At 49.3% G+C, this 22,959-nt stretch carries 23 protein-coding genes, 1 pseudogene and 1 other annotated feature; of the genes and pseudogenes, 9 read left to right on the top strand and 15 right to left on the bottom strand.

What is annotated here, in order from left to right:
• Nucleotides 1–15: 15 nt before the first annotated feature.
• The 3 genes and pseudogenes from ACJHX7_RS16660 to ACJHX7_RS16670 form a co-directional block, all read right to left on the bottom strand.
• Nucleotides 16–555 (bottom strand): septation protein A, encoded by a 540-nt coding sequence (locus tag ACJHX7_RS16660; protein ID WP_000808672.1) that lies wholly within the window; start codon nt 553–555, stop codon nt 16–18.
• 29 nt (nt 556–584) lie between these two features.
• A complete protein-coding gene (locus ACJHX7_RS16665) occupies nt 585–1,328 on the bottom strand; it encodes a YciC family protein (RefSeq protein ID WP_000028546.1) in 744 nt (247 codons plus the stop codon).
• Between the two features lie 27 nt (nt 1,329–1,355).
• Nucleotides 1,356–1,445 (bottom strand): annotated as a pseudogene (locus ACJHX7_RS16670) (YkgJ family cysteine cluster protein); the annotation flags it as partial.
• A 239-nt stretch (nt 1,446–1,684) separates the two neighbouring features.
• Here ACJHX7_RS16670 and ompW point away from each other — a divergent pair.
• Entirely contained in the window at nt 1,685–2,323 is a 639-nt protein-coding gene (gene ompW, locus ACJHX7_RS16675; protein ID WP_000737226.1) for an outer membrane protein OmpW, read from the top strand.
• A gap of 59 nt (nt 2,324–2,382) precedes the next feature.
• On the opposite strand, the gene ACJHX7_RS16680 is transcribed toward ompW, so the two are convergent.
• The 9 genes from ACJHX7_RS16680 to trpL all read right to left on the bottom strand — a co-directional run bounded on the left by ACJHX7_RS16680 (nt 2,383) and on the right by trpL (nt 10,747).
• Nucleotides 2,383–2,889 carry a ferritin-like domain-containing protein gene (locus tag ACJHX7_RS16680; RefSeq protein ID WP_094030126.1) on the bottom strand — a complete coding sequence of 169 codons (507 nt, stop codon included), beginning with the start codon at nt 2,887–2,889 and terminating at the stop codon, nt 2,383–2,385.
• A 45-nt stretch (nt 2,890–2,934) separates the two neighbouring features.
• Nucleotides 2,935–3,435, bottom strand: coding sequence for a ferritin-like domain-containing protein (locus tag ACJHX7_RS16685; RefSeq protein ID WP_001056491.1), 501 nt, complete (start codon nt 3,433–3,435; stop codon nt 2,935–2,937).
• Nucleotides 3,436–3,520: 85 nt separating this feature from the next.
• Nucleotides 3,521–3,700, bottom strand: a complete 180-nt coding sequence (locus ACJHX7_RS16690; protein ID WP_000807651.1) for a general stress protein — start codon at nt 3,698–3,700, stop codon at nt 3,521–3,523.
• Between the two features lie 380 nt (nt 3,701–4,080).
• Nucleotides 4,081–4,887 (bottom strand): tryptophan synthase subunit alpha, encoded by an 807-nt coding sequence (gene trpA, locus ACJHX7_RS16695; protein ID WP_075331349.1) that lies wholly within the window; start codon nt 4,885–4,887, stop codon nt 4,081–4,083.
• Nucleotides 4,887–6,080, bottom strand: a complete 1,194-nt coding sequence (gene trpB / locus ACJHX7_RS16700; RefSeq protein ID WP_000209520.1) for a tryptophan synthase subunit beta — start codon at nt 6,078–6,080, stop codon at nt 4,887–4,889. Before trpB ends, trpA begins: the two co-directional genes overlap by 1 nt.
• A gap of 11 nt (nt 6,081–6,091) precedes the next feature.
• On the bottom strand, nt 6,092–7,453 hold the full coding sequence (trpCF, locus tag ACJHX7_RS16705) for a bifunctional indole-3-glycerol-phosphate synthase TrpC/phosphoribosylanthranilate isomerase TrpF (protein ID WP_172837109.1): 1,362 nt from the start codon (nt 7,451–7,453) through the stop codon (nt 6,092–6,094).
• The gene (gene trpD / locus ACJHX7_RS16710) at nt 7,454–9,049 is read right to left on the bottom strand and encodes a bifunctional anthranilate synthase glutamate amidotransferase component TrpG/anthranilate phosphoribosyltransferase TrpD (RefSeq protein WP_000763524.1); all 1,596 of its coding nucleotides are present in this window, start codon (nt 9,047–9,049) and stop codon (nt 7,454–7,456) included.
• The gene (gene trpE / locus ACJHX7_RS16715) at nt 9,049–10,611 is read right to left on the bottom strand and encodes an anthranilate synthase component I (RefSeq protein ID WP_094030125.1); all 1,563 of its coding nucleotides are present in this window, start codon (nt 10,609–10,611) and stop codon (nt 9,049–9,051) included. The genes trpD and trpE overlap by 1 nt, the downstream gene beginning before the upstream one ends.
• A 21-nt stretch (nt 10,612–10,632) precedes the next feature.
• Nucleotides 10,633–10,726: a sequence feature (Trp leader region), on the bottom strand.
• Nucleotides 10,703–10,747 (bottom strand): trp operon leader peptide, encoded by a 45-nt coding sequence (gene trpL / locus ACJHX7_RS16720; protein WP_001700591.1) that lies wholly within the window; start codon nt 10,745–10,747, stop codon nt 10,703–10,705. It overlaps the preceding feature by 24 nt.
• A 137-nt stretch (nt 10,748–10,884) precedes the next feature.
• On the opposite strand from trpL, the gene rnm reads away from it, so the two are divergent.
• From rnm to ACJHX7_RS16750, 6 genes are all read left to right on the top strand, one after another.
• Nucleotides 10,885–11,766 carry an RNase RNM gene (gene rnm, locus ACJHX7_RS16725; RefSeq protein WP_094030124.1) on the top strand — a complete coding sequence of 294 codons (882 nt, stop codon included), beginning with the start codon at nt 10,885–10,887 and terminating at the stop codon, nt 11,764–11,766.
• Nucleotides 11,763–12,383 carry an L-threonylcarbamoyladenylate synthase gene (locus ACJHX7_RS16730; RefSeq protein ID WP_001295575.1) on the top strand — a complete coding sequence of 207 codons (621 nt, stop codon included), beginning with the start codon at nt 11,763–11,765 and terminating at the stop codon, nt 12,381–12,383. Before rnm ends, ACJHX7_RS16730 begins: the two co-directional genes overlap by 4 nt.
• 27 nt (nt 12,384–12,410) lie before the next feature.
• Nucleotides 12,411–14,306 carry a DUF2207 domain-containing protein gene (locus ACJHX7_RS16735; protein ID WP_094030123.1) on the top strand — a complete coding sequence of 632 codons (1,896 nt, stop codon included), beginning with the start codon at nt 12,411–12,413 and terminating at the stop codon, nt 14,304–14,306.
• Nucleotides 14,307–14,516: 210 nt separating this feature from the next.
• Nucleotides 14,517–15,392 (top strand): 23S rRNA pseudouridine(2605) synthase RluB, encoded by an 876-nt coding sequence (gene rluB / locus ACJHX7_RS16740; protein WP_001291217.1) that lies wholly within the window; start codon nt 14,517–14,519, stop codon nt 15,390–15,392.
• Between the two features lie 169 nt (nt 15,393–15,561).
• Nucleotides 15,562–16,584 (top strand): hypothetical protein, encoded by a 1,023-nt coding sequence (locus ACJHX7_RS16745; RefSeq protein ID WP_000622020.1) that lies wholly within the window; start codon nt 15,562–15,564, stop codon nt 16,582–16,584.
• Between the two features lie 9 nt (nt 16,585–16,593).
• Nucleotides 16,594–16,902 (top strand): hypothetical protein, encoded by a 309-nt coding sequence (locus ACJHX7_RS16750; RefSeq protein WP_001000715.1) that lies wholly within the window; start codon nt 16,594–16,596, stop codon nt 16,900–16,902.
• Between the two features lie 56 nt (nt 16,903–16,958).
• Here the strand turns inward: ACJHX7_RS16750 and cobO are convergent, their stop codons facing one another.
• Together cobO and ACJHX7_RS16760 are read right to left on the bottom strand one after the other, a co-directional pair.
• Nucleotides 16,959–17,549, bottom strand: coding sequence for a cob(I)yrinic acid a,c-diamide adenosyltransferase (gene cobO / locus ACJHX7_RS16755; RefSeq protein ID WP_001278895.1), 591 nt, complete (start codon nt 17,547–17,549; stop codon nt 16,959–16,961).
• The gene (locus ACJHX7_RS16760; RefSeq protein ID WP_000559302.1) at nt 17,546–18,304 is read right to left on the bottom strand and encodes a YciK family oxidoreductase; all 759 of its coding nucleotides are present in this window, start codon (nt 18,302–18,304) and stop codon (nt 17,546–17,548) included. Before ACJHX7_RS16760 ends, cobO begins: the two co-directional genes overlap by 4 nt.
• 219 nt (nt 18,305–18,523) lie before the next feature.
• Here ACJHX7_RS16760 and sohB point away from each other — a divergent pair, with 219 nt between their 5' ends.
• Nucleotides 18,524–19,573 carry a protease SohB gene (gene sohB, locus ACJHX7_RS16765; RefSeq protein ID WP_000422045.1) on the top strand — a complete coding sequence of 350 codons (1,050 nt, stop codon included), beginning with the start codon at nt 18,524–18,526 and terminating at the stop codon, nt 19,571–19,573.
• Between the two features lie 35 nt (nt 19,574–19,608).
• On the opposite strand, the gene ACJHX7_RS16770 is transcribed toward sohB, so the two are convergent.
• Complete coding sequence (locus tag ACJHX7_RS16770; protein WP_001031530.1) at nt 19,609–19,860, bottom strand: YciN family protein; 252 nt, start codon at nt 19,858–19,860, stop codon at nt 19,609–19,611.
• A gap of 379 nt (nt 19,861–20,239) precedes the next feature.
• Between ACJHX7_RS16770 and topA the strand changes: the two genes are divergently transcribed.
• Nucleotides 20,240–22,837 (top strand): type I DNA topoisomerase, encoded by a 2,598-nt coding sequence (topA, locus tag ACJHX7_RS16775; RefSeq protein WP_001361672.1) that lies wholly within the window; start codon nt 20,240–20,242, stop codon nt 22,835–22,837.
• Nucleotides 22,838–22,959 lie beyond the last annotated feature (122 nt).

The raw sequence follows: 22,959 nt of genomic DNA on the forward strand, positions 1-22,959 counted from the left end.
GGACTGGCAGTCTGGTTAGGATTTATCTTCCTGCGGCATGTGGCGGTAGATATAGATACCGCTTAACAATGTGAAGATTAAGGTAAGGGCGGTCAGGCCAAAGACTTTAAAGTTGACCCAAATATTTTGCGGCAGCCAGAATGCGATGTAGATGTTTGCCAGGCCGCAAAGGATAAAGAAAACAGCCCAGGCCAGATTCAGCTTCGACCATACCGATTGCGGCAGGGTGAGTTCTTTACCCAGCATCCGCTGAATTAGCGGCTTTTTCATCACCCATTGACTGACTAACAGGGCACCCGCAAACAGGGCATAAATGACAGTAACCTTCCATTTAATAAACTCATCATTGTGGAAGAACAGCGTCAAGCCACCGAAGACGACCACCAGAACAAAAGTGATCAGGGCCATCTTCTCAACCTTACGAAAGCGAACCCAGCTATATATAAGCACAATCGCCGTGGCGACGATGAGCGCCGCAGTAGCCGCATAGATGTCATAAATCTTGTAAAACGCGAAAAAGACAACCAGCGGTAAAAAATCAAGAAACTGCTTCATTTTACGATTCCGTAATCAAATGCTTAAGGTTATTGGCGAATCAACATATACAGGCGGAACAGATAGATGAGCAATACGGCTGAAATCAGGTTGCTCAAGGTGTTCGCCAGTACGGCACCAATTTCCGGGGTTAATGCGGCAAAAGAAGAGGCAAAAAGCAGCAACAGTGTTTTTGCCAACAACCAGCTCAGTACTGCGGGTGCCACCAGACGCATATTCGCCCATGTCAGCCGCATACTGCTACGCATCGAGGCAAAAACGCCCATTTTGTCCTGTACCAACATCACCGGTGCCAGGGCCAGTAAAATGGCCATGATAATTCCCGGAACGACCACCAGCATGATGCCAATCTGTACTAAAAGGGTAGTCAGAAAAATCAGAATAAATAACTTTGGCAATATCGGCGCACTGGCACCAATAGCTCGAAGCGCACTGACTCTCTGACCCGCAGACACCAGCTGGATAATTAATATTACGCCTCCGGCGAGAATGGCGTTACCGATTAATCCTGAAAAAGTGGACGCCGCTGAAGCCTGCAGCAAAATTTGTTGCTGTTCCGGTGACATATTCTGAACCAGGTCGAACAAGCCACTACTGCCGCTAACGGGCACGCCGTCATTGAGCTGCGCAAGCTGTGCATCACTGGGTGAGAAAACATGCCCTAACACCACTGTGATAAACGCACATAGCAACGATACCAACAGAATGGTCATAAATTGATTGCGGAAGAAATTTCCGGTGTCACGGTATACGGACTGCGCCGTGATAGACATGCACTCTCCTTGAGTTTTATGCAGGTGTTAATTAGCGGGCAATTGTACCCTGGTTAAGCCTCGGGTGGCAGCATCAGGTCTTGTATGGAAAAGCATATCTTTGTAAAGCGGAGGTAATTGCTGGCCTTCAGACGTGGGCAAATCGCGGCAAGTGGCGATCGAGTTAATATTTGCGTAGCGAAAATATTTAAAAATTGATTTGAATCACATTAACCAGGATTCTTAATGCAACTTCTAAATTAATCCAGATCAATAAATGGTGAATTATCATATGTAATGTGATCTATGTAGGATCATTTGTTACTCCAATGTAGGTATATTCGTCACGTTTTTATAACCATAACGACGGAGCGGATATGAAAAAGTTAACAGTGGCGGCTTTGGCAGTAACAACTCTTCTCTCTGGCAGTGCCTTTGCGCATGAAGCAGGCGAATTTTTTATGCGTGCAGGTTCTGCAACCGTACGTCCAACAGAAGGTGCTGGTGGTACGTTAGGAAGTCTGGGTGGATTCAGCGTGACCAATAACACGCAACTGGGCTTGACGTTTACTTATATGGCGACCGACAACATTGGTGTGGAATTACTGGCAGCGACGCCGTTCCGCCATAAAATCGGCACCCGGGCGACCGGCGATATTGCAACCGTTCATCATCTGCCGCCAACACTGATGGCGCAGTGGTATTTTGGTGATGCCAGCAGCAAATTCCGTCCTTACGTTGGGGCAGGTATTAACTACACCACCTTCTTTGATAATGGATTTAACGATCATGGCAAAGAGGCGGGGCTTTCCGATCTCAGTCTGAAAGATTCCTGGGGAGCTGCCGGGCAGGTGGGGGTTGATTATCTGATTAACCGTGACTGGTTGGTTAACATGTCAGTGTGGTACATGGATATCGATACCACCGCCAATTATAAACTGGGCGGTGCACAGCAACACGATAGCGTACGCCTCGATCCGTGGGTGTTTATGTTCTCAGCAGGATATCGTTTTTAATTCCGCACAAAAACGACCCCGTAATATACGGGGTCAATAAGGACATGGTATAAAGGGTATTATTTCTTCGCTTCTACGCCATCAGTTTCAGAGCGAATTAAAAATTTCTCAGTTGTTTGCGGAATATGCTGAATCAGCCAGTCGGACATTTGCTTTTCCTCATTTAAAATCGCTTCGATGGTTGGAATTGAAGCTGTATCACCGGCATTTTTTGCTGCTGCTAAGAGTGAGGTGTAACAGGCGATTTCAAATTGCTCGAAGACATATCCGCTAATAGAGCCTTTGACTATTTCATCAGAAGGGAATATACCACCGATTGACTGCCCAAGCGCAGCCATTTTACTCATGGAATCTTTAATGACTGAACGTGAAATGTCATTACGATCAAGAATAGTTTCCAGTTGAACAATCTGGTTTTTGGTTTCACTAAGATGTTGTTCAATATGAGCGCGTAGTTCAGGATAATTATCTATACGGCTGGCCATGGATTCAAGCATAGATTCGGCTTGCTTTTCCATTGCATGGGCGTCACGTAACCAGTCATGATAATGTTCAATACGATTCATGAAAATGTCCTCTTTATAAAATGACTAAAAGTTAAAGTTCATATTTCAGGCTTTATTTTCGGCTTTCTTATTTACGTTATTAAGGGCCAGATCAGTCAGTTTGATGTCGGTGGCCTTTTCTTCTTCAAGAGTTTCTTTCAGAAGCTTAGCTGCTTTACGGTAACCTAATTGTTCAGCCAGCGTCGCTAATGTCCCGTAACTGGCGATCTCATAGTGCTCGACTTTCTGTGCAGCGGCAATCAATGCGGCATCACGCACTTCGTTTTTCTCGGTACTTTCGATGACCTCATTAGCTTCTTCAATAAGACCTTCCATTGCCACACATTTCATGCGCTTAATTTTCAGGTTCGATTCAGATTCCACAACTTGATCAATTCGTTCAATCTGTCCATGAGTTTCCTCGAGGTGCGCATGAAAAGCCTGACTTAATTTTTCGTTTGATGTTGCTCTAGCGAGTTTTGCCAGTGCACGGGTTAATTGTTTTTCTGCACTGTAGGTATCTGAAAGCAGGTGAATAAATACATCTTCAATGGTCTTCATATTCATATTTTTCTCCAGTGAAATCACTGCGAGCCATACGGCCCGCAGATGCAATTATCTTTATCAGCTGATATTAATAATGAACGGTGAATCAGGATTTTCCTGATTTATTACCACCGCTTTGTTGACCGCCTTTTTTACCCGCTTCAGATGCGCGTTGCGGATCATTTTTAAAATTACCGCCGCTATGCTGACCGCCTTTACGGCCTGCGTCGGATGCCTTCTCACGGTCTTCGGCGAAATTTCCTGAACCACCACGATGTTCGGCCATGTTATTTCTCCCGTTGCGTTGCATTGTTTGATTAATATGAGTGTTGTGTGTCGACACTCATTAAAATTAGTCGAAAATGAGAATTATTCAAATTAAGCGTAACGAGAAAAAAGAGGGAAAATATATTTTGAGGAACATTCTGGATATATTAACAATTGCCTGAGGAATAAGTGACTTAGAGAGAATTATTGATTTTACTGGTGTTATGTTGCGGGATTAATTTGTTTGATTATATTACTGTTGGGCGGAAAAATGACGTAAGTTGACGTTCGACAGGGGTAAACGAAACGGTAGAAAGATAAATATTAAATGAATTTAGGATTTTTCCGGCTTCGTTAAAGAAAGTTAAAATGCCGCCAGCGGAACTGGCGGCTGTGGGATTAACTGCGCGTCGCCGCTTTCATCGGTTGTACAAAAGCTTTCAGTGCCGCCAGCATTTTCTCTGGCTCATTAATATGTTGCTCGATGATTTTAACAATGGCCGAACCAGAAATCGCGCCCGCAGCTCCTGCATCAATCGCTGCTTTTACCTGATCCGGGGCGGAAATACCAAATCCCTGCAATGGAGGTGCAGCGTTGTACTCTTTCAGCTTCGCAACCAGATGATTGAGAGGTAACGCGGCGCGGTTTTCTGCGCCGGTCACGCCCGCTCGTGACAGCAAATATGTGTAACCACGACCGTAAGAGGCTATCTGGCGCAGCAGGTCGTCATCGGCATTTGGCGGGCAGATGAAGATAGGTGCGACATTATGACGCAACGCGGCCTGGCGGAAGGGCGCGGACTCTTCAACTGGCACATCGGCAACCAGCACCGAATCGACGCCGACTTTTTCGCACTGGGCATAAAACTCATCAATGCCTTTGTTAAACACCAGATTGGCATACATCAACAGGCCAATGGGAATGGTCGGGTGTTTCTGGCGAATGAGTGCCAGCATCTCAAAGCACTGCGCCGGGGTCACACCAGCCGCAAAGGCACGCAGTGTGGCGTTTTGAATCGTCGGGCCATCTGCCAGTGGGTCGGAGAAGGGGATGCCTAACTCCAGCGCGTCAGCACCGGCTTCAATTAGCGCATCGATAATTTTCAGCGACTGCTCAATGCCCGGATCACCGAGCGTGACGAAAGGAACGAATGCGCCTTCTTTGCGCTCCTTCAACTGGGCAAACAGAGATTCGTAGCGTTCCATCAGATTTCCCCTCGTGCTTTCAAAATATCGTGAACGGTGAAGATGTCTTTATCGCCGCGACCGGAAAGGTTAACCACCAGTAGCTGCTCTTTATCCGGGTTTTCGCGCATCATTTTCAGCGCATGGGCCAGGGCGTGGGAGGATTCCAGCGCCGGGATGATCCCTTCGTGCAGGCACAGCGTTTTGAAGGCTTCCAGTGCTTCATCATCGGTAATTGACACGTAATCAGCGCGTCCAGTGCTGTTAAGATACGCGTGTTGCGGGCCGACAGACGGGAAATCCAGTCCGGCAGAAATGGAGTAAGATTCTTCAATCTGCCCGTCTTCGGTTTGCATCATCGGCGCTTTCATACCGAAATAGATGCCCACGCGACCATGTTTTAACGGTGCGCCGTGCTCGCCGGTTTCGATACCGTGACCGCCAGGCTCCACACCAATCAGGCCGACGTTGGTTTCGTTGATGAAATCTGCAAACATGCCGATGGCATTCGAACCGCCGCCAACACAGGCGATAACCGCATCCGGCAGGCGACCTTCTCTTTCCAGAATCTGTGCTTTGGTTTCTTCGCCAATCATTCGCTGAAACTCACGGACAATGGTCGGATAAGGATGTGGGCCAGCTGCGGTGCCCAGCATATAGTGCGCGGTTTCATAACTGCCGGACCAGTCGCGCAGCGCCTCGTTACAGGCATCTTTCAGCGTCGCGGAACCGCTATGTACCGGGATCACTTCCGCACCCATTAAGCGCATACGAAAAACGTTTGGCGACTGGCGTTCAACGTCTTTGGCACCCATATAAATACGGCATTTCAGGCCGAGCAGGGCGCTGGCAAGGGCCGACGCCACGCCATGCTGACCGGCTCCGGTTTCGGCGATGATTTCCGTTTTACCCATCCGCTTCGCCAGCAACGCCTGTCCCAGCACCTGGTTAGTTTTATGCGCGCCGCCGTGCAGCAAATCTTCGCGCTTCAGATACAGCGTGGTGTTCGTCCCGGCTGTAATGTTCTGGCATTTGGTCAGCGCGGTTGGACGCCCGGCATAGTTTTTCAGCAGGTCGTTGAACTGAGCCTGAAATTCAGGATCTTTTTGCGCACTGACAAAAGCTTCTTCCAGCTGGCGCAGAGCAGGCATCAGGATTTGTGGCACGTACATGCCGCCAAACTCACCAAAATAGGGGTTAAGTAATGTTGTCATTGTTCCTTTCCTTAATATGCGCGCAGCGTCTGGAAAACCGAGGCCAAAAGACGTGCGTCTTTGATGCCCGGTTGCGACTCTACAGCAGAATTAAAATCAAGTCCGGCGCAGCCGGTTTGTGCCGCTTCCACGCAGTTATCTGCGCCTAAGCCCCCCGCCAGCAGAACGTTGCCAAGCGATTGACCGTTTAACAGTGACCAGTCGAAACGTTGTCCGCTCCCGCCCTGACCGTTGTCGAATACATATTTATCGATGTGCTGAAAATCGCGCGCGGGAAGAGTTTCACCGACACTTAAAGCCTTCCAGATGGCGACGTGTGCTGGCAGAGCCTCACGCAGAGTGTCGATATACAGCTGATCTTCATTACCATGCAGTTGCACTGCCGCCAGCGATAACACCTTAGCTTTGTCCACCACATCGGCAATATCGTGATTGCGGAACACGCCAACATACTGCAACGGTGCCGCAGCCATCACTTCCTGCGCCTGTTCAACGTTGACGCAACGCGGTGATGTCGCAACAAAAATCAACCCACCGTAAATCGCGCCCGCGTCATAAGCGGCTTTAGCATCTTGCCCACGCGTCAGGCCACACACTTTATTCTCACCCAGCAACACCCGGCGCACGGTGGCGTTCAAATCGTCATGGGCCATCAACGCCGAACCAATCAGAAAACCGTTAGCGAAGTGGCTTAACTCGCGCACCTGAGCGTAAGTATTGATGCCGGATTCGCTGATTACCGTCACGTTGTGCCCCAGTTTCGGCGCAAGCTCGCGGGTACGGTTGAGATCAATCGACAAATCGCGCAGATCGCGGTTGTTGATGCCAACGACCTTTGCCCCCAATGCAATGGCGCGCTCCAGTTCCTCTTCATTACTGACTTCGGTCAGCACACCCATCTCCAGACTGTGGGCGACGGCTGCAAGGTGGCGATATTGTTCGTCATCCAGTACTGAAAGCATTAATAAGCAGGCATCGGCCTGGTAATAGCGCGCCAGATAGATCTGGTAAGGGTCGATAATAAAGTCTTTACATAAAATCGGCTGCGGGGCGATTTGGCTGACGATGGGGAGGAAATCAAAGCTCCCCTGAAAATATTTCTCATCAGTCAGCACTGAAATTGCCGAAGCGTAATGTTTATAAATGGCGGCAATGCGTGCCGGATCGAAATCATCACGGATCACGCCTTTTGACGGCGACGCTTTTTTACACTCCAGAATAAACGCCGTGAGTGCGCCCTGAAGTGCATCATAAAAATGTCGCGTGCTCGGCTGAACCTCATTCTGAAAACTGGCCAGCGGTTGCTGCTCTTTGCGGGTTTCTACCCAAATCGCCTTGTCTGCGACGATTTTCGCTAAAACGGTTTGCATCATTTACCCTCGTGCCGCCAGTGCGGTGACTCTGTCGTAAGCGGAACCACTGCGCAGTACCTCAAGAACGGTTTGCGCATTGGCTTGCAGATCTTCATGGCCATGCAGGCGCATTAACATGGCGACATTCGCCGCGACGGCTGCTTCATGGGCGGCGTCGCCTTTACCTTGTAACAAGCGTGTTAAAATGTCACGGTTTTCTTCCGGTGTTCCGCCTGCCAATTGCTCCTGGTGGTAGGGTGTCAGGCCAAAATCTTCAGCGGTCAATTGATAGCTCTTAATTTCGCCGTCATGTAGTTCGGCAACGATTGTCGGCGCGTGTAATGAAACTTCATCCATCCCGCCGCTGTGCACCACTGCCGCGCGTTGATACCCCAGCACGCGCAAGGTTTCGGCAATCGGCAGCACCAGTTCCGGACTATAAACACCAATTAGCGCCAGCGGCGGATGCGCCGGGTTAATCAATGGTCCCAGCACGTTGAACAGAGTGCGGGTTTTCAGTTGCTGGCGAACCGGCATCGCATGGCGGAATCCGGTGTGATATTTCGGCGCAAAGAGGAAACAGACGCCTAACTCATCCAGCGCCTGGCGCGATTTATCGGCGTTCATATCAAGATTAATACCGAATGCCGCCAGCAGATCCGACGAGCCGGATTTACTGGAGACGCTGCGGTTACCGTGTTTCGCCACTTTCAGCCCGCAGGCCGCGGCGACAAACGCACTGGCGGTAGAAATATTGATGCTGTTGCTGCCGTCACCGCCAGTACCGACGATATCGGCAAACAGATAATCCGGGCGCGGGAATGGCGCGGCGTTTTCCAGTAGCGCGGTTGCTGCCCCGGCGATCTCGTTCGGGTGTTCACCGCGAATTTTCATGCTCACCAGCGCCGCCGCCAGTTGTTCCGGCTTCAGCTCGCCACGTACCACCGCTGAAAACAGCTGGTGGCTTTCTTGTTGGCTAAGCGTCTGTGCCTGATACAGTTTTTCCAGAATCGGTTGCAGCGTGTTGGTTGGCTCTAGTTTCTGTTGCGCCCAGGCCAGCGTTTGTTCCAGCAGGCGAGCGCCCTGGGTAGTAAGAATGGATTCCGGATGGAACTGGAATCCACAAACGCGATCCGCATCATGGCGCACCGCCATCACCATGCCATTAAAATGGGCGTTGATGGTTAAACCGGCCGGAATATTACTGCCAACCAGCGAGTGATAACGCGCCACTGGCAGCGGGTTTGTTAATCCGGCAAACATCGCCTGACCGTCATGTTCAATGCTCGACGCTTTACCGTGAAGAATTTCGCCCGCCTGACCGACATAGCCCCCGTAAGCTTCGACAATCGCCTGATGACCGAGGCAAATGCCAATAATTGGCAGCTTGCCGCGCAGGCGGGTGAGGAGTTCCGGCATACAACCGGCTTCGCTCGGCACACCGGGGCCAGGAGAGAGCATCAGCACCGGATTGCTCATCGTCGCCAGGCGTTCAATTAAGGTCTGCGCCGGAATATGGTTGCGGTAAATCACCACGTTATGACCATTGCTGCGCAACTGATCTGCCAGGTTGTACGTAAAAGAGTCGATATTATCGAGTAGCAGAATGTCAGCCATCAGAAAGTCTCCTGTGCATGATGCGCGGTGGCAATAGCGCGCAGTACAGCGCGGGCTTTATTACGGGTTTCGTCGGCTTCCGACTGCGGAACAGAATCAAGGACTACGCCAGCACCGGCTTGCACGGTGGCGATACCGTTTTCCACGAGCGCCGAGCGGATCACAATGCAGGTGTCGAGATCGCCATGCGCGGTGAAATAACCTACCGCGCCGCCGTAGCTGCCACGGCGACGACCTTCAGCCTCGGCAATTAACTGCATAGCGCGTACTTTCGGCGCACCGCTTAACGTCCCCATATTCATACAGGCGCGGTAAGCGTGCAGGGCGTCGAGATCGTGGCGCAGCTCACCGACCACGCGGGAGACCAGGTGCATCACGTAAGAGTAACGGTCAACTTTGGTAAGATCGGCGACGTAGCGGCTGCCGGGCGTGCAAATGCGTGCCAGATCATTACGGGCGAGATCCACCAGCATCAGATGTTCAGAAAGCTCTTTATGATCGGTACGCATTTCCAGTTCGATGCGGCTGTCGAGGTCTCTGTCCAGTGAACCATCGGCACAACGACCGCGTGGACGTGTTCCGGCAATCGGGTAAATCTCAATCTGGCGGCTGGTGGCGTCATACTTGAGCGAACTTTCCGGCGACGCGCCAAACAGGGTGAAATCATTATCCTGCATAAAAAACATGTACGGGCTGGGATTACTCTTTTTCAGCACGTAATAGGCCGCCAGTGGTGACGGGCAGGGCAGAGAGAAACGGCGAGATGGCACCACCTGGAAAATTTCTCCGGCGCGAATTGCTTTTTGCAACGAACGCACTACGCCACCGAACTCTTCATCGCTCTGGTTACATTCACAACGCATATGCGGCACGGAAACTACCGGCAGCGGTGGCGCGGTTTCGGTCAGTTGCTGGCGAAGTTCGTTCAGGCGAGCAGTGAGACGTTGTTTTTCTTCTTCATTTGGAGTAAACAGGCTGGCCTGAATGCGGGTGCTTTTCTTCTGATGGTCAATCACCATCAGCGTTTCAGCGAGATAAAAACAGAAATCAGGGCAGTTATTTTCCGCTGACAATTGCGGTAAATCTTCAAACCCCGCCACAAGGTCATAAGAGAACAGGCCGCCGAAGAACATTGCTTCTCGTTCTTCCTTCGGTACATTCAACAGATTCTGTAATAAGCGGAAAGCGTCAAAAACCGAAAGGGAGCATAAGCGAGCATCTTCATCCAGCAGTGGACTGACAGGGGGGAAGCGCAGCACACGGCAGTTTGGTAATTGTTCGTTTTCCACACCCGCAGGCAGGGCGTTATCCAGTAGTGTCAGCAGGGCTTCGCCGTTGCCGGAAAGTGCCTGGATTGTGACAGTGTCACCTAAAGCTGTAATGCGCAGCGCACTGTCCACTAGCAATAGACTTTTTAAATCATCTTTGCTGTCGATATCTGCGGATTCCAGCAGCAGCGTTGCCGGACGATCCCCACACAACTGGTGAAAAAGCGCAGTCGGGTTGTCGCGATAAGCGCCTTTGCAAGTTAGCAGTTCGAGAGTCGGTTTTTGTGTTTGCATTGTTATTCTCTAATTTTGTTCAAAAAAAAGCCCGCTCATTAGGCGGGCTGGGTATCTGATTGCTTTACGCATGGTGAATACACTGCCCGTTTCAGGAAGTGCGCCACCAACCTTTCAGTACGAAAATTGCTTTCATTGTCGATACCCTTTTTACGTGAACTTGCGTACTAGTTAACTAGTTCGATGATTAATTGTCAACAGCTCATTTCAGAATATTTGCCAGAACCGTTATGATGTCGGCGCAAAAAACATTATCCAGAACGGGAGTGCGCCTTGAGCGACACGAATTACGCAGTGATTTACGACCTGCACAGCCATACCACAGCTTCCGATGGCTGCCTGACGCCAGAAGCATTGGTGCACCGTGCAGTCGAGATGCGCGTCGGCACCCTGGCGATCACCGACCATGACACCACAGCTGCAATTGCACCAGCAAGAGAGGAAATTTCACGTTCGGGACTGGCGCTGAATCTTATTCCCGGCGTGGAAATTTCCACGGTCTGGGAAAATCATGAAATTCATGTTGTCGGGCTGAATATTGATATTACTCATCCGCTAATGTGTGAGCTCCTCGCGCAGCAGACAGAACGGCGCAATCAGCGGGCGCAGCAAATTGCCGAAAGACTTGAAAAAGCGCAAATACCTGGGGCGCTGGAAGGCGCACAACGACTGGCGCAGGGCGGCGCAGTGACGCGCGGTCATTTTGCGCGTTTCCTTGTTGAGTGCGGCAAAGCCAGTTCAATGGCGGATGTCTTTAAAAAGTATCTGGCGCGCGGGAAAACCGGATACGTTCCGCCACAGTGGTGTACAATAGAACAAGCTATTGATGTCATTCATCATTCTGGCGGTAAGGCGGTGCTAGCTCATCCTGGGCGGTACAATCTTAGTGCTAAATGGCTGAAAAGATTGGTTGCGCATTTTGCCGAACACCACGGCGACGCGATGGAAGTCGCGCAGTGCCAGCAATCGCCCAATGAACGCACCCAGCTGGCGACACTTGCGCGTCAGCATCATTTATGGGCATCACAAGGATCTGATTTTCATCAGCCATGCCCGTGGATCGAACTGGGTCGTAAACTCTGGCTGCCCGCAGGCGTTGAAGGCGTCTGGCAGCTATGGGAACAGCCGCAGAACACCACAGAGAGGGAATTATGAGCCAGTTTTTTTATATTCATCCTGATAACCCGCAGCAACGTCTGATCAACCAGGCGGTGGAGATCGTGCGTAAAGGCGGGGTGATTGTTTATCCAACTGATTCCGGCTATGCGCTCGGCTGTAAAATTGAAGATAAAAACGCGATGGAGCGTATTTGTCGTATTCGCCAACTGCCGGACGGTCACAACTTTACCCTGATGTGTCGCGATCTTTCTGAACTCTCGACCTATTCATTTGTCGATAACGTTGCGTTTCGTTTAATGAAAAACAACACGCCGGGCAACTATACCTTCATCCTGAAGGGGACGAAGGAGGTGCCACGCCGTCTGTTGCAGGAAAAACGCAAAACAATCGGTATGCGTGTGCCGTCTAACCCGATTGCGCAGGCGTTGCTTGAAGCACTGGGCGAACCGATGCTTTCCACTTCGCTAATGCTGCCAGGCAGCGAATTTACCGAATCCGATCCCGAAGAAATTAAAGACCGTCTGGAAAAACAGGTAGATTTGATTATTCACGGCGGCTATCTCGGGCAGAAACCAACAACGGTTATTGATCTTACCGATGATACGCCGGTCGTGGTGCGTGAAGGCGTAGGTGATGTGAAGCCTTTCTTATAACAAATTGCGTTCCACGGATGGAAGACTATGGCAGGGAAGTTTCGCTGCATTTTGCTGTTGATAGCAGGGCTGTTTGTATCATTTCTAAGTTATGCAGAAAACACGGAGATCCCTTCTTATGAAGAAGGGATCTCGCTCTTTGATGTTGAAGCCACTCTGCAACCGGATGGGGTGCTCGACATCAAAGAAAATATTCATTTTCAGGCGCGAAATCAGCAGATTAAGCACGGATTTTATCGTGATTTACCACGACTCTGGATGCAGCCTGATGGGGACGCTGCACTGCTGAACTATCATATTGTTGGCGTCACCCGTGATGGTATTCCTGAACCCTGGCATCTTGACTGGCATATCGGGTTAATGAGTATTGTCGTGGGCGATAAACAACGTTTCTTGCCTCAAGGCGACTATCATTATCAAATTCATTATCAGGTTAAAAATGCTTTCCTGCGTGAAGGGGATTCTGATCTGCTAATCTGGAACGTGACCGGTAACCACTGGCCGTTTGAAATTTATAAGACCCTATTTTCACTCAAGTTGCCTGATATTGCGGGTAATCCATTTAGCGAAATCGATCTCTTTACTGGAGAAGAGGGCGACACATATCGAAATGGCCGCATCCTTGAGGACGGAAGAATTGAATCCCGCGATCCGTTTTATCGTGAAGATTTCACGGTACTCTACCGCTGGCCTCACGCTTTACTTAGCAATGCCCCGGCTCCACAAACGACGAATATTTTCAGCCATCTTCTTTTACCCTCCACGTCATCGTTGTTAATTTGGTTTCCTTGTCTATTCCTGGTTTGTGGATGGTTATATCTCTGGAAGCGCAGGCCGCAATTTACGCCGGTAGATGTGATTGAAACCGATGTCATTCCGCCAGATTACACGCCCGGCATGTTACGTCTCGATGCGAAGCTGGTTTACGACGATAAAGGTTTTTGTGCCGATATCGTAAATCTGATTGTGAAAGGAAAAATTCATCTGGAAGATCAGTATGATAAGAACCAGCAAATCCTGATTCGTGTTAATGAAGGCGCGACCAGAAATAATGCGGTATTACTGCCCGCAGAGCAGTTATTACTGGAAGCGTTATTTCGTAAAGGCGATAAGGTCGTTCTTACGGGGAGACGCAACATAGTCTTACGCAGGGCATTTTTACGGATGCAGAAATTTTATCTGCCGCGTAAAAAGTCTTCGTTTTATCGACCAGATGCGTTTTTGCAATGGGGTGGACTGGCAATATTGGCGGTCATTCTCTACGGTAACCTGAGTCCCGTAGGTTGGGCAGGAATGAGTCTGGTTGGCGATATGTTTATTATGATCTGCTGGCTTCTTCCTTTTTTATTTTGTTCCCTTGAGCTTTTGTTTGCCCGCGATGATGACAAGCCTTGCGTTAATCGTGTAATCATCACTTTGTTTTTACCGCTGATTTGTTCAGGCGTGGCCTTTTATTCTCTCTATATCAATGTCGGAGATGTATTCTTTTACTGGTATATGCCAGCGGGTTATTTTAGCGCTGTTTTCCTGACCGGTTATCTCACTGGCATGGGGTATATTTTTCTGCCAAAGTTTACCCAAACTGGGCAGCAACGTTATGCCCACGGTGAAGCTATCGTTAACTATCTTGCGCGTAAAGAGGCAGCAACACACAGTGGGCGGCGGCGGAAAGGGGAAACACGGAAACTGGATTACGCGTTGCTAGGTTGGGCAGTCTCGGCAAACCTTGGAAAAGAATGGGCAGCACGTATCACCCCATCACTCACAGCGGCTGTTCACGCCCCGGAAATTACCCGTAGTGGCGTTTTGTTTTCATTACAGATGCACCTGAGCCTGGGGGCCAATACCAGTTTGTTGGGGCGAAGTTATTCCGGTGGTGGTGCTGGCGGCGGGGCGGGTGGCGGAGGCGGTGGTGGCTGGTAATTAAGCTGATGTTAATCGAAACAAGCTTTAACCATAAAGATAGTGTAGTATGTTGCGCCTCAAAGCCAGGCCGATAAACGTCGAGTCGTTTACTTAAGGCCTGAAGAGTTCAAACAGACTTTACTATCAGTGAGTCAGATGTAAGTTCTGACTCACTGTTGCACAAAAGCATATCAGACGCCTGGGAAGGCGACACCAAAAGGAAGCTCTATGAGCGAAAAGCTACAGAAAGTGCTGGCGCGTGCCGGCCACGGCTCTCGCCGTGAAATCGAATCTATTATTGAAGCCGGTCGTGTGAGTGTTGATGGCAAAATTGCTAAACTCGGCGATCGCGTTGAAGTTACCCCTGGATTGAAAATCCGTATCGATGGTCACCTGATTTCGGTACGTGAGTCCGCTGAACAAATTTGTCGCGTTCTGGCCTATTACAAACCGGAAGGTGAGTTGTGTACCCGTAACGATCCGGAAGGACGTCCAACGGTGTTTGACCGTCTGCCAAAACTGCGTGGCGCACGCTGGATTGCCGTGGGTCGCCTGGACGTTAACACCTGTGGTCTGCTGCTGTTCACCACCGATGGTGAACTGGCAAACCGTTTAATGCACCCAAGCCGTGAAGTTGAACGTGAATATGCCGTGCGTGTATTTGGTCAGGTTGACGACGCGAAACTGCGTGATTTGAGTCGTGGCGTGCAGTTGGAAGATGGTCCGGCAGCCTTTAAAACCATCAAGTTCAGCGGCGGCGAAGGGATCAACCAGTGGTACAACGTTACTCTGACCGAAGGCCGTAACCGTGAAGTTCGTCGTCTTTGGGAAGCTGTTGGTGTGCAGGTGAGCCGCCTGATCCGTGTTCGTTACGGTGATATCCCACTGCCAAAAGGTCTGCCACGCGGTGGCTGGACGGAGCTGGACCTCGCCCAGACTAACTATCTGCGTGAGCTGGTGGAACTACCGCCAGAAACCAGCTCTAAAGTTGCTGTAGAAAAAGACCGTCGTCGTATGAAGGCGAATCAAATTCGTCGTGCGGTGAAACGTCACAGCCAGGTCAGCGGCGGTCGTCGTTCTGGTGGACGTAATAATAACGGTTAATTTAAGTTAAGTATAAAATAAAGGCCCTGCGGGGCCTTTTCTTCATTTGAAGTATGATAAATAGTCGCAGTATTTTAATTTAATTTCATACTTGCTTATGAATATTACCAGGAAATAGCCACATTACTATTTAATTATCTGAGATAAACTCAACGTCAAGAGGTGGGTTATGATTAGATATAGTGGAATATTTCTATCGCTGTTAATGCTTTCAGGTTGTGCAACCGAAGCATTGAAGAATGAACAAGCTGAAACTGTTATTACTGCGGGTAACAAGGCGGTTGCGGCGAATGCAAGTTTCTTTAAACAATACTATGCTTCTCGTGAAAACTTCCTTGTTAATTTTTATGCGACTAATCCGGATTGTGCATTGCGACCTGATTATGAAACGATTATGGAAAATAATACTAATAAAGAGTCCTTATGTTTGCAATCAGAGAAAGGGGGCAAAACATCGTATAAAGATATTACTAAAATTCAATTGGCAACAACAGAAAAACAAAAACTACTGGCTTCACTTGAGGTCGTTAACAGTATGAGCTCCTATGTGGAGTTGTTGACGGTGGGTATGGATGTTGAGGATAGTAAACAAATTATATTACTTAATCAGGCGCTCGATCACGCAAACAACGCCCAAAAACTACTTGGCTTTTCAGAAGGTGAAGAACTGACTAAGTCAGCTGTGGCTGTTAAAGATTTAGTTCAATATTTCAATGGATTATACAAAGAGAAGATTAAATCAGAAAATGTTGGTAAAGCGGTAGGTAGTGACTGGCCACGACTTCAAAGAAATTTACAAGATTTACTTGATGATATAGCAACGAAACAGCAGCAAATGGATCGGAATAATTTTGCGAACATCAGTAATAATTTTTATTACTATAATAAGGCCCGGGAAAATACTAAAAATATAGAATTTAAGACATTAAAGAGCAGGCAGGAATTTTTGAGTGCAGTAATTAATCTTAATGAAAGCAGATTGCGTTCATCTGATCCGGCGGCTCCAGCAATACAAGCTATTAATGCCTTCATGGATAAAGGAAATCATCTACAAGATTTATACTCTAATAAATCTCTTTCAAAAGCGGATTTAGAGCGTAGGAATGAGATCCTGCGTGCTCAAGTTATTAGTGGTCTTCAGGCGTCAGAGGAGCTGGCAAAACTTCTTATTGCCAGCGGAGTTATGTTATAGGAGGTCATTATGAACGATGTGCAAAATCGACGAATACTGGCATTGCTCAATATGCTGTACTATGCCTTAGGAAACCGAACAACTTGCGATATATGTCACAAATATTTTATTCTGGTTTTGTCGGTAATGAATAATCTGACAATTAATTATGGCTCGCAAACGTCACCAGAACTGACTGGTATTAGTTATGAAGATGCTAATGATTTGATCACTGAATTAATACTGTTTATTGAAGACGTCAATGCGGATAATGACATGGAATATCCCGCACACTTGAATAAAATTCAAGCTCTTCTTAATTTTGCCGTGGCTAATTAAGCCATTCAGTATCTAAAATTAGCACCTCAAGAGGCGATCTTTTGAGGTGCTTTCACTTAGTAATCAATCCCTATCTGTGCTTTTACGCCAGCATCAAACGCATGTTTCACGGGGCGTAACTCACTTACCGTATCCGCCAGTTCGAGTATATCCCGATGACAGCCTCGACCCGTAATAATGACGGTTTGCTGATGTGGACGTTCATTTAACGCCTGAATCACTTCTTCAGGTGGCAAATAGTCATACGCGACCATATAAGTCAGCTCATCGAGCAAAACCATATCCAGTGAGGGATCTGCCAACATCCGTTTGGCATGTTGCCAGACTTCGCGGCAGGCGGCGGTATCAGATTCGCGGTTTTGCGTATCCCAGGTAAAGCCCGTTGCCATCACCTGAAATTCAACGCCGTGTGGTTCCAGCAGATTTCGTTCGCCATTAGGCCAGGTGCCTTTAATAAACTGCACGACGCCCACTTTTTTTCCGTGACCAACTGCGCGTGTTGCCGTACCAAATGCTGCGGTGGTTTTGCCTTTTCCATTGCCGGTAAAGACGATGATAATACCGCGTTCATCCTGGGCCTGGGCCACACGGGCATCTACTTTTTCTTTCACTCGCTGCTGACGCTGTTGGTAGCGTTCATCACTCATTGGGAAATTCCTGGTTTACGGCCCGGTTGGGCGTCAAAGGTCATGCCGGTTTTACGGCGGCTGTCATCGCCCATCAGCCAGAGGTAGAGCGGCATGATATCAGCGGGGGTTTTAAGTTTCTGTGGATCTTCGGTCGGGAAGGCGCTGGCACGCATTGCGGTGCGCGTACCGCCTGGGTTAATGCAGTTGACGCGCAGGCGCTGCTGATATTCATCGGCCAGTACCTGCATCATCCCTTCGGTGGCAAATTTCGACGCTGCATATGCGCCCCAGTTGGCTCGTCCCTGACGTCCAACGCTTGATGAAGTAAAGACCAGTGAACCGGCGTCCGATTTGAGTAATAAAGGAAGCAGTGCCTGGGTGAGCATAAAGGTGGCATTAACGTTGACCTGTATGACGTCCTGCCAGACCTGTGGATTTTGTTCGCTCATTGGACAAACATCGCCGAGCAATCCGGCATTATGCAAAACACCATCCAGACGCGGATAATTAACGGCAATGCGCTGTGCCAGTTGTTGGCAATCTTCGGACGTGCAGGTCAGCAAATCGAGAATAAACCACTGTGGCTGACGCCCAGTTTCTTCGTTTATGTGGCTGGCTACCTGACGTAATTTTTCTTCATTACGGCCCAACAGAATCACTGTCGCACCATAGCGTGCATACGTCATCGCGGCTTCACGACCAATACCATTGCTGGCTCCCGTCACCAGGATAATGCGATCATTGAGTAAATCTTGTTTTGGCTGGTAATGCATGGCTACTCCTCAACGACGTTGTCTGTCGCGCTGCCAGTGTACTTTAAGACTTTGGGGCTTTATGCCTGAAACAGAAGGGCATTTCAATCAGCCTGGGGCGATAACACCGCAAAATGGATACTTTGTCATACTTTCGCTGCAATAACATCTCTGCGAGACGGCTTAACATGCCTGTTGTAAACTGTGAGCCAAAGCGTTGTTTAACCAAGGTGGGGACTCGTGGAATTGTTGTCTGAATATGGTTTGTTTTTGGCGAAAATCGTTACCGTTGTGCTAGCGATTGCGGCGATTGCCGCCATTATAGTCAATGTTGCTCAACGTAATAAACGCCAGCGTGGCGAGTTACGGGTCAACAATCTCAGCGAACAGTATAAGGAGATGAAAGAAGAACTGGCCGCGGCGCTGATGGACTCACATCAGCAAAAACAGTGGCACAAAGCGCAGAAGAAAAAGCACAAGCAAGAAGCGAAAGCAGCAAAAGCGAAAGCCAAACTGGGCGAGGTGGCAACTGACAGTAAACCTCGCGTCTGGGTGCTGGATTTTAAAGGCAGCATGGACGCCCATGAAGTGAACTCGCTACGTGAAGAGATAACGGCGGTACTCGCAGCATTCAAACCGCAGGATCAGGTTGTGCTCCGTCTGGAAAGCCCTGGTGGCATGGTGCATGGTTACGGGTTGGCGGCTTCGCAGCTGCAGCGTCTGCGTGATAAAAACATTCCTTTAACTGTTACGGTAGACAAAGTCGCTGCCAGCGGCGGTTACATGATGGCCTGTGTGGCGGACAAAATTGTTTCCGCACCGTTTGCTATTGTGGGTTCCATTGGCGTGGTGGCACAAATGCCCAACTTTAACCGCTTCCTGAAAAGCAAAGATATTGATATCGAACTGCACACCGCCGGGCAGTATAAGCGCACGCTGACCTTGCTGGGTGAAAACACCGAAGAAGGGCGGGAGAAATTCCGCGAAGAGCTGAACGAAACGCATCAGTTATTTAAAGATTTTGTGAAGCGTATGCGTCCGTCTCTGGATATTGAACAGGTGGCAACGGGTGAACACTGGTACGGACAACAGGCGGTAGAGAAAGGCCTGGTTGATGAAATCAACACCAGTGATGAAGTTATTCTTAGCCTGATGGAAGGCCGTGAAGTGGTCAATGTACGCTATATGCAGCGTAAACGACTCATTGACCGATTCACCGGCAGCGCGGCAGAGAGCGCCGATCGATTGTTGCTACGCTGGTGGCAGCGGGGTCAAAAGCCATTGATGTAAAAGACAAACGCGAGGCTAAGACCTCGCGTTTTGCTTTAATCAACCAGGTGATATTTTTCTGAAAGCACATGGGCCAGGTGTTTGAACATATTAAACACCGCGGTGCTTTTGGCTGTTGGCAATCCTTGTTCATCTAAAAAGTAGTCGCCGGTAAATACCAGCACGCCATTACGCTGCGTGACGCCGGTGGCTTCAATCCCTGCGAGCGTATCCTCATGCTCACGAATGATTTTGTTGGCCTCTTTCAACAGCGTCTCGCGGTCGATGGGTTGTGTCTCTTTGTTCATTATTTACTCCTTAAACAAGGACATTAGTCTACGCCAGGCATGGCTTGCAGACAAATATACCACGCTGGTGGCAAGAGCGCCTTACTGGCAACTTTGGATTTTGCATGCTAATAAAGTTGCGTATCGGATTTTATCAGGTACAGTGTGACGCTTTCGTCAATCTGGCAATAGATTTGCTTGACATTCGACCAAAATTCCGTCGTGCTATAGCGCCTGTAGGCCAAGACCTGTTAACTCAGTCACCTGAATTTTCGTGAACAGAGTCACGACAAGGGGTTGATATCCGCAGAGAGCGAGTCCATATCGGTAACTCGTTGCCAGTGGAAGGTTTATCAACGTGCGACGCATTCCTGGAAGAATCAAATTAGGTAAGGTGAATATGGGTAAAGCTCTTGTCATCGTTGAGTCCCCGGCAAAAGCCAAAACGATCAACAAGTATCTGGGTAGTGACTACGTGGTGAAATCCAGCGTCGGTCACATCCGCGATTTGCCGACCAGTGGCTCAGCTGCCAAAAAGAGTGCCGACTCTACCTCCACCAAGACGGCTAAAAAGCCTAAAAAGGATGAACGTGGCGCTCTCGTCAACCGTATGGGGGTTGACCCGTGGCACAATTGGGAGGCGCACTATGAAGTGTTGCCTGGTAAAGAGAAGGTCGTCTCTGAACTGAAACAACTGGCTGAAAAAGCCGACCACATCTATCTCGCAACCGACCTTGACCGCGAAGGGGAAGCCATTGCATGGCACCTGCGGGAAGTGATTGGTGGTGATGATGCGCGCTATAGCCGAGTGGTGTTTAACGAAATTACTAAAAACGCGATCCGCCAGGCATTTAACAAACCGGGTGAGCTGAATATTGATCGTGTTAATGCCCAGCAGGCGCGTCGCTTTATGGACCGCGTGGTGGGGTATATGGTTTCGCCGCTGCTATGGAAAAAGATCGCTCGTGGTCTGTCTGCCGGTCGTGTGCAGTCGGTGGCGGTCCGCCTGGTGGTCGAGCGTGAGCGTGAAATTAAAGCGTTCGTGCCGGAAGAGTTCTGGGAAGTCGATGCCAGCACGACCACGCCATCTGGTGAAGCGTTGGCGTTACAGGTCACTCATCAGAACGACAAACCGTTCCGTCCGGTCAACAAAGAACAAACTCAGGCTGCGGTAAGTCTGCTGGAAAAAGCGCGCTACAGCGTGCTGGAACGTGAAGACAAACCGACAACCAGTAAACCTGGCGCTCCTTTTATTACCTCTACGCTGCAACAAGCTGCCAGCACCCGTCTTGGATTTGGCGTGAAAAAAACCATGATGATGGCGCAGCGTTTGTATGAAGCAGGCTATATCACTTACATGCGTACCGACTCCACTAACCTGAGTCAGGACGCGGTAAATATGGTTCGCGGTTATATCAGCGATAATTTTGGTAAGAAATATCTGCCGGAAAGTCCGAATCAGTACGCCAGCAAAGAAAACTCACAGGAAGCGCACGAAGCGATTCGTCCTTCTGACGTCAATGTGATGGCGGAATCGCTGAAGGATATGGAAGCAGATGCGCAAAAACTGTACCAGTTAATCTGGCGTCAGTTCGTTGCCTGCCAGATGACCCCAGCGAAATATGACTCCACGACGCTGACCGTTGGTGCGGGCGATTTCCGCCTGAAAGCACGCGGTCGTATTTTACGCTTTGATGGCTGGACGAAAGTGATGCCTGCACTGCGTAAAGGCGATGAAGATCGTATCTTACCGGCAGTCGATAAAGGCGATGCTCTGACGCTCGTTGAACTGACACCAGCCCAGCACTTTACCAAGCCTCCAGCCCGTTTCAGTGAAGCATCGCTGGTTAAAGAACTGGAAAAACGCGGTATCGGTCGTCCTTCTACCTATGCGTCGATCATTTCGACCATTCAGGATCGTGGCTATGTGCGAGTAGAAAATCGTCGTTTCTATGCGGAAAAAATGGGTGAAATCGTCACCGATCGCCTGGAAGAGAATTTCCGTGAGTTAATGAACTACGACTTCACCGCGCAGATGGAAAACAGCCTCGACCAGGTGGCAAATCACGAAGCAGAGTGGAAAACTGTACTGGATCACTTCTTCTCGGATTTCACTCAGCAGTTAGATAAAGCTGAAAAAGATCCGGAAGAGGGTGGTATGCGCCCGAACCAGATGGTTCTGACCAGCATTGACTGCCCGACTTGTGGTCGCAAAATGGGGATTCGCACAGCGAGCACCGGGGTATTCCTTGGCTGTTCTGGTTATGCGCTGCCGCCGAAAGAGCGTTGCAAAACCACCATTAACCTGGTGCCGGAAAACGAAGTGCTGAACGTGCTGGAAGGCGAAGACGCTGAAACCAACGCGCTGCGCGCAAAACGTCGTTGCCCGAAATGCGGCACGGCGATGGACAGCTATCTCATCGATCCGAAACGTAAGTTGCATGTCTGTGGTAATAACCCAACCTGCGACGGTTACGAGATCGAAGAGGGCGAATTCCGCATTAAAGGTTATGACGGCCCGATCGTTGAGTGTGAAAAATGTGGTTCTGAAATGCACCTGAAAATGGGGCGTTTCGGTAAATACATGGCCTGCACCAACGAAGAGTGTAAAAACACACGTAAGATTTTACGTAACGGCGAAGTAGCACCACCGAAAGAAGATCCGGTGCCATTACCTGAGCTGCCGTGCGAAAAATCAGATGCTTATTTCGTGCTGCGTGACGGTGCTGCCGGTGTGTTCCTGGCTGCCAACACTTTCCCGAAATCGCGTGAAACACGTGCGCCACTGGTGGAAGAGCTTTATCGCTTCCGCGACCGTCTGCCGGAAAAACTGCGTTATCTGGCCGATGCGCCACAGCAGGATCCGGAAGGTAATAAGACCATGGTTCGCTTTAGCCGTAAAACCAAACAGCAATATGTCTCTTCGGAAAAAGACGGAAAGGCGACTGGCTGGTCAGCATTTTATGTTGATGGCAAATGGGTTGAAGGGAAAAAATAACCTTTAATTTTGTCAGGTTTTTATAAACAAAGGGTCGCGAAAGCGGCCCTTTTTTATTGCATATTATTTTTTCTTCACACCTATACACTAAGGCTATAAATGATATAGTGGTTATAGTTAGC

This window comes from Escherichia sp. WS1451 (assembly GCF_046487365.1).
Lineage (GTDB): Bacteria > Pseudomonadota > Gammaproteobacteria > Enterobacterales > Enterobacteriaceae > Escherichia > Escherichia coli.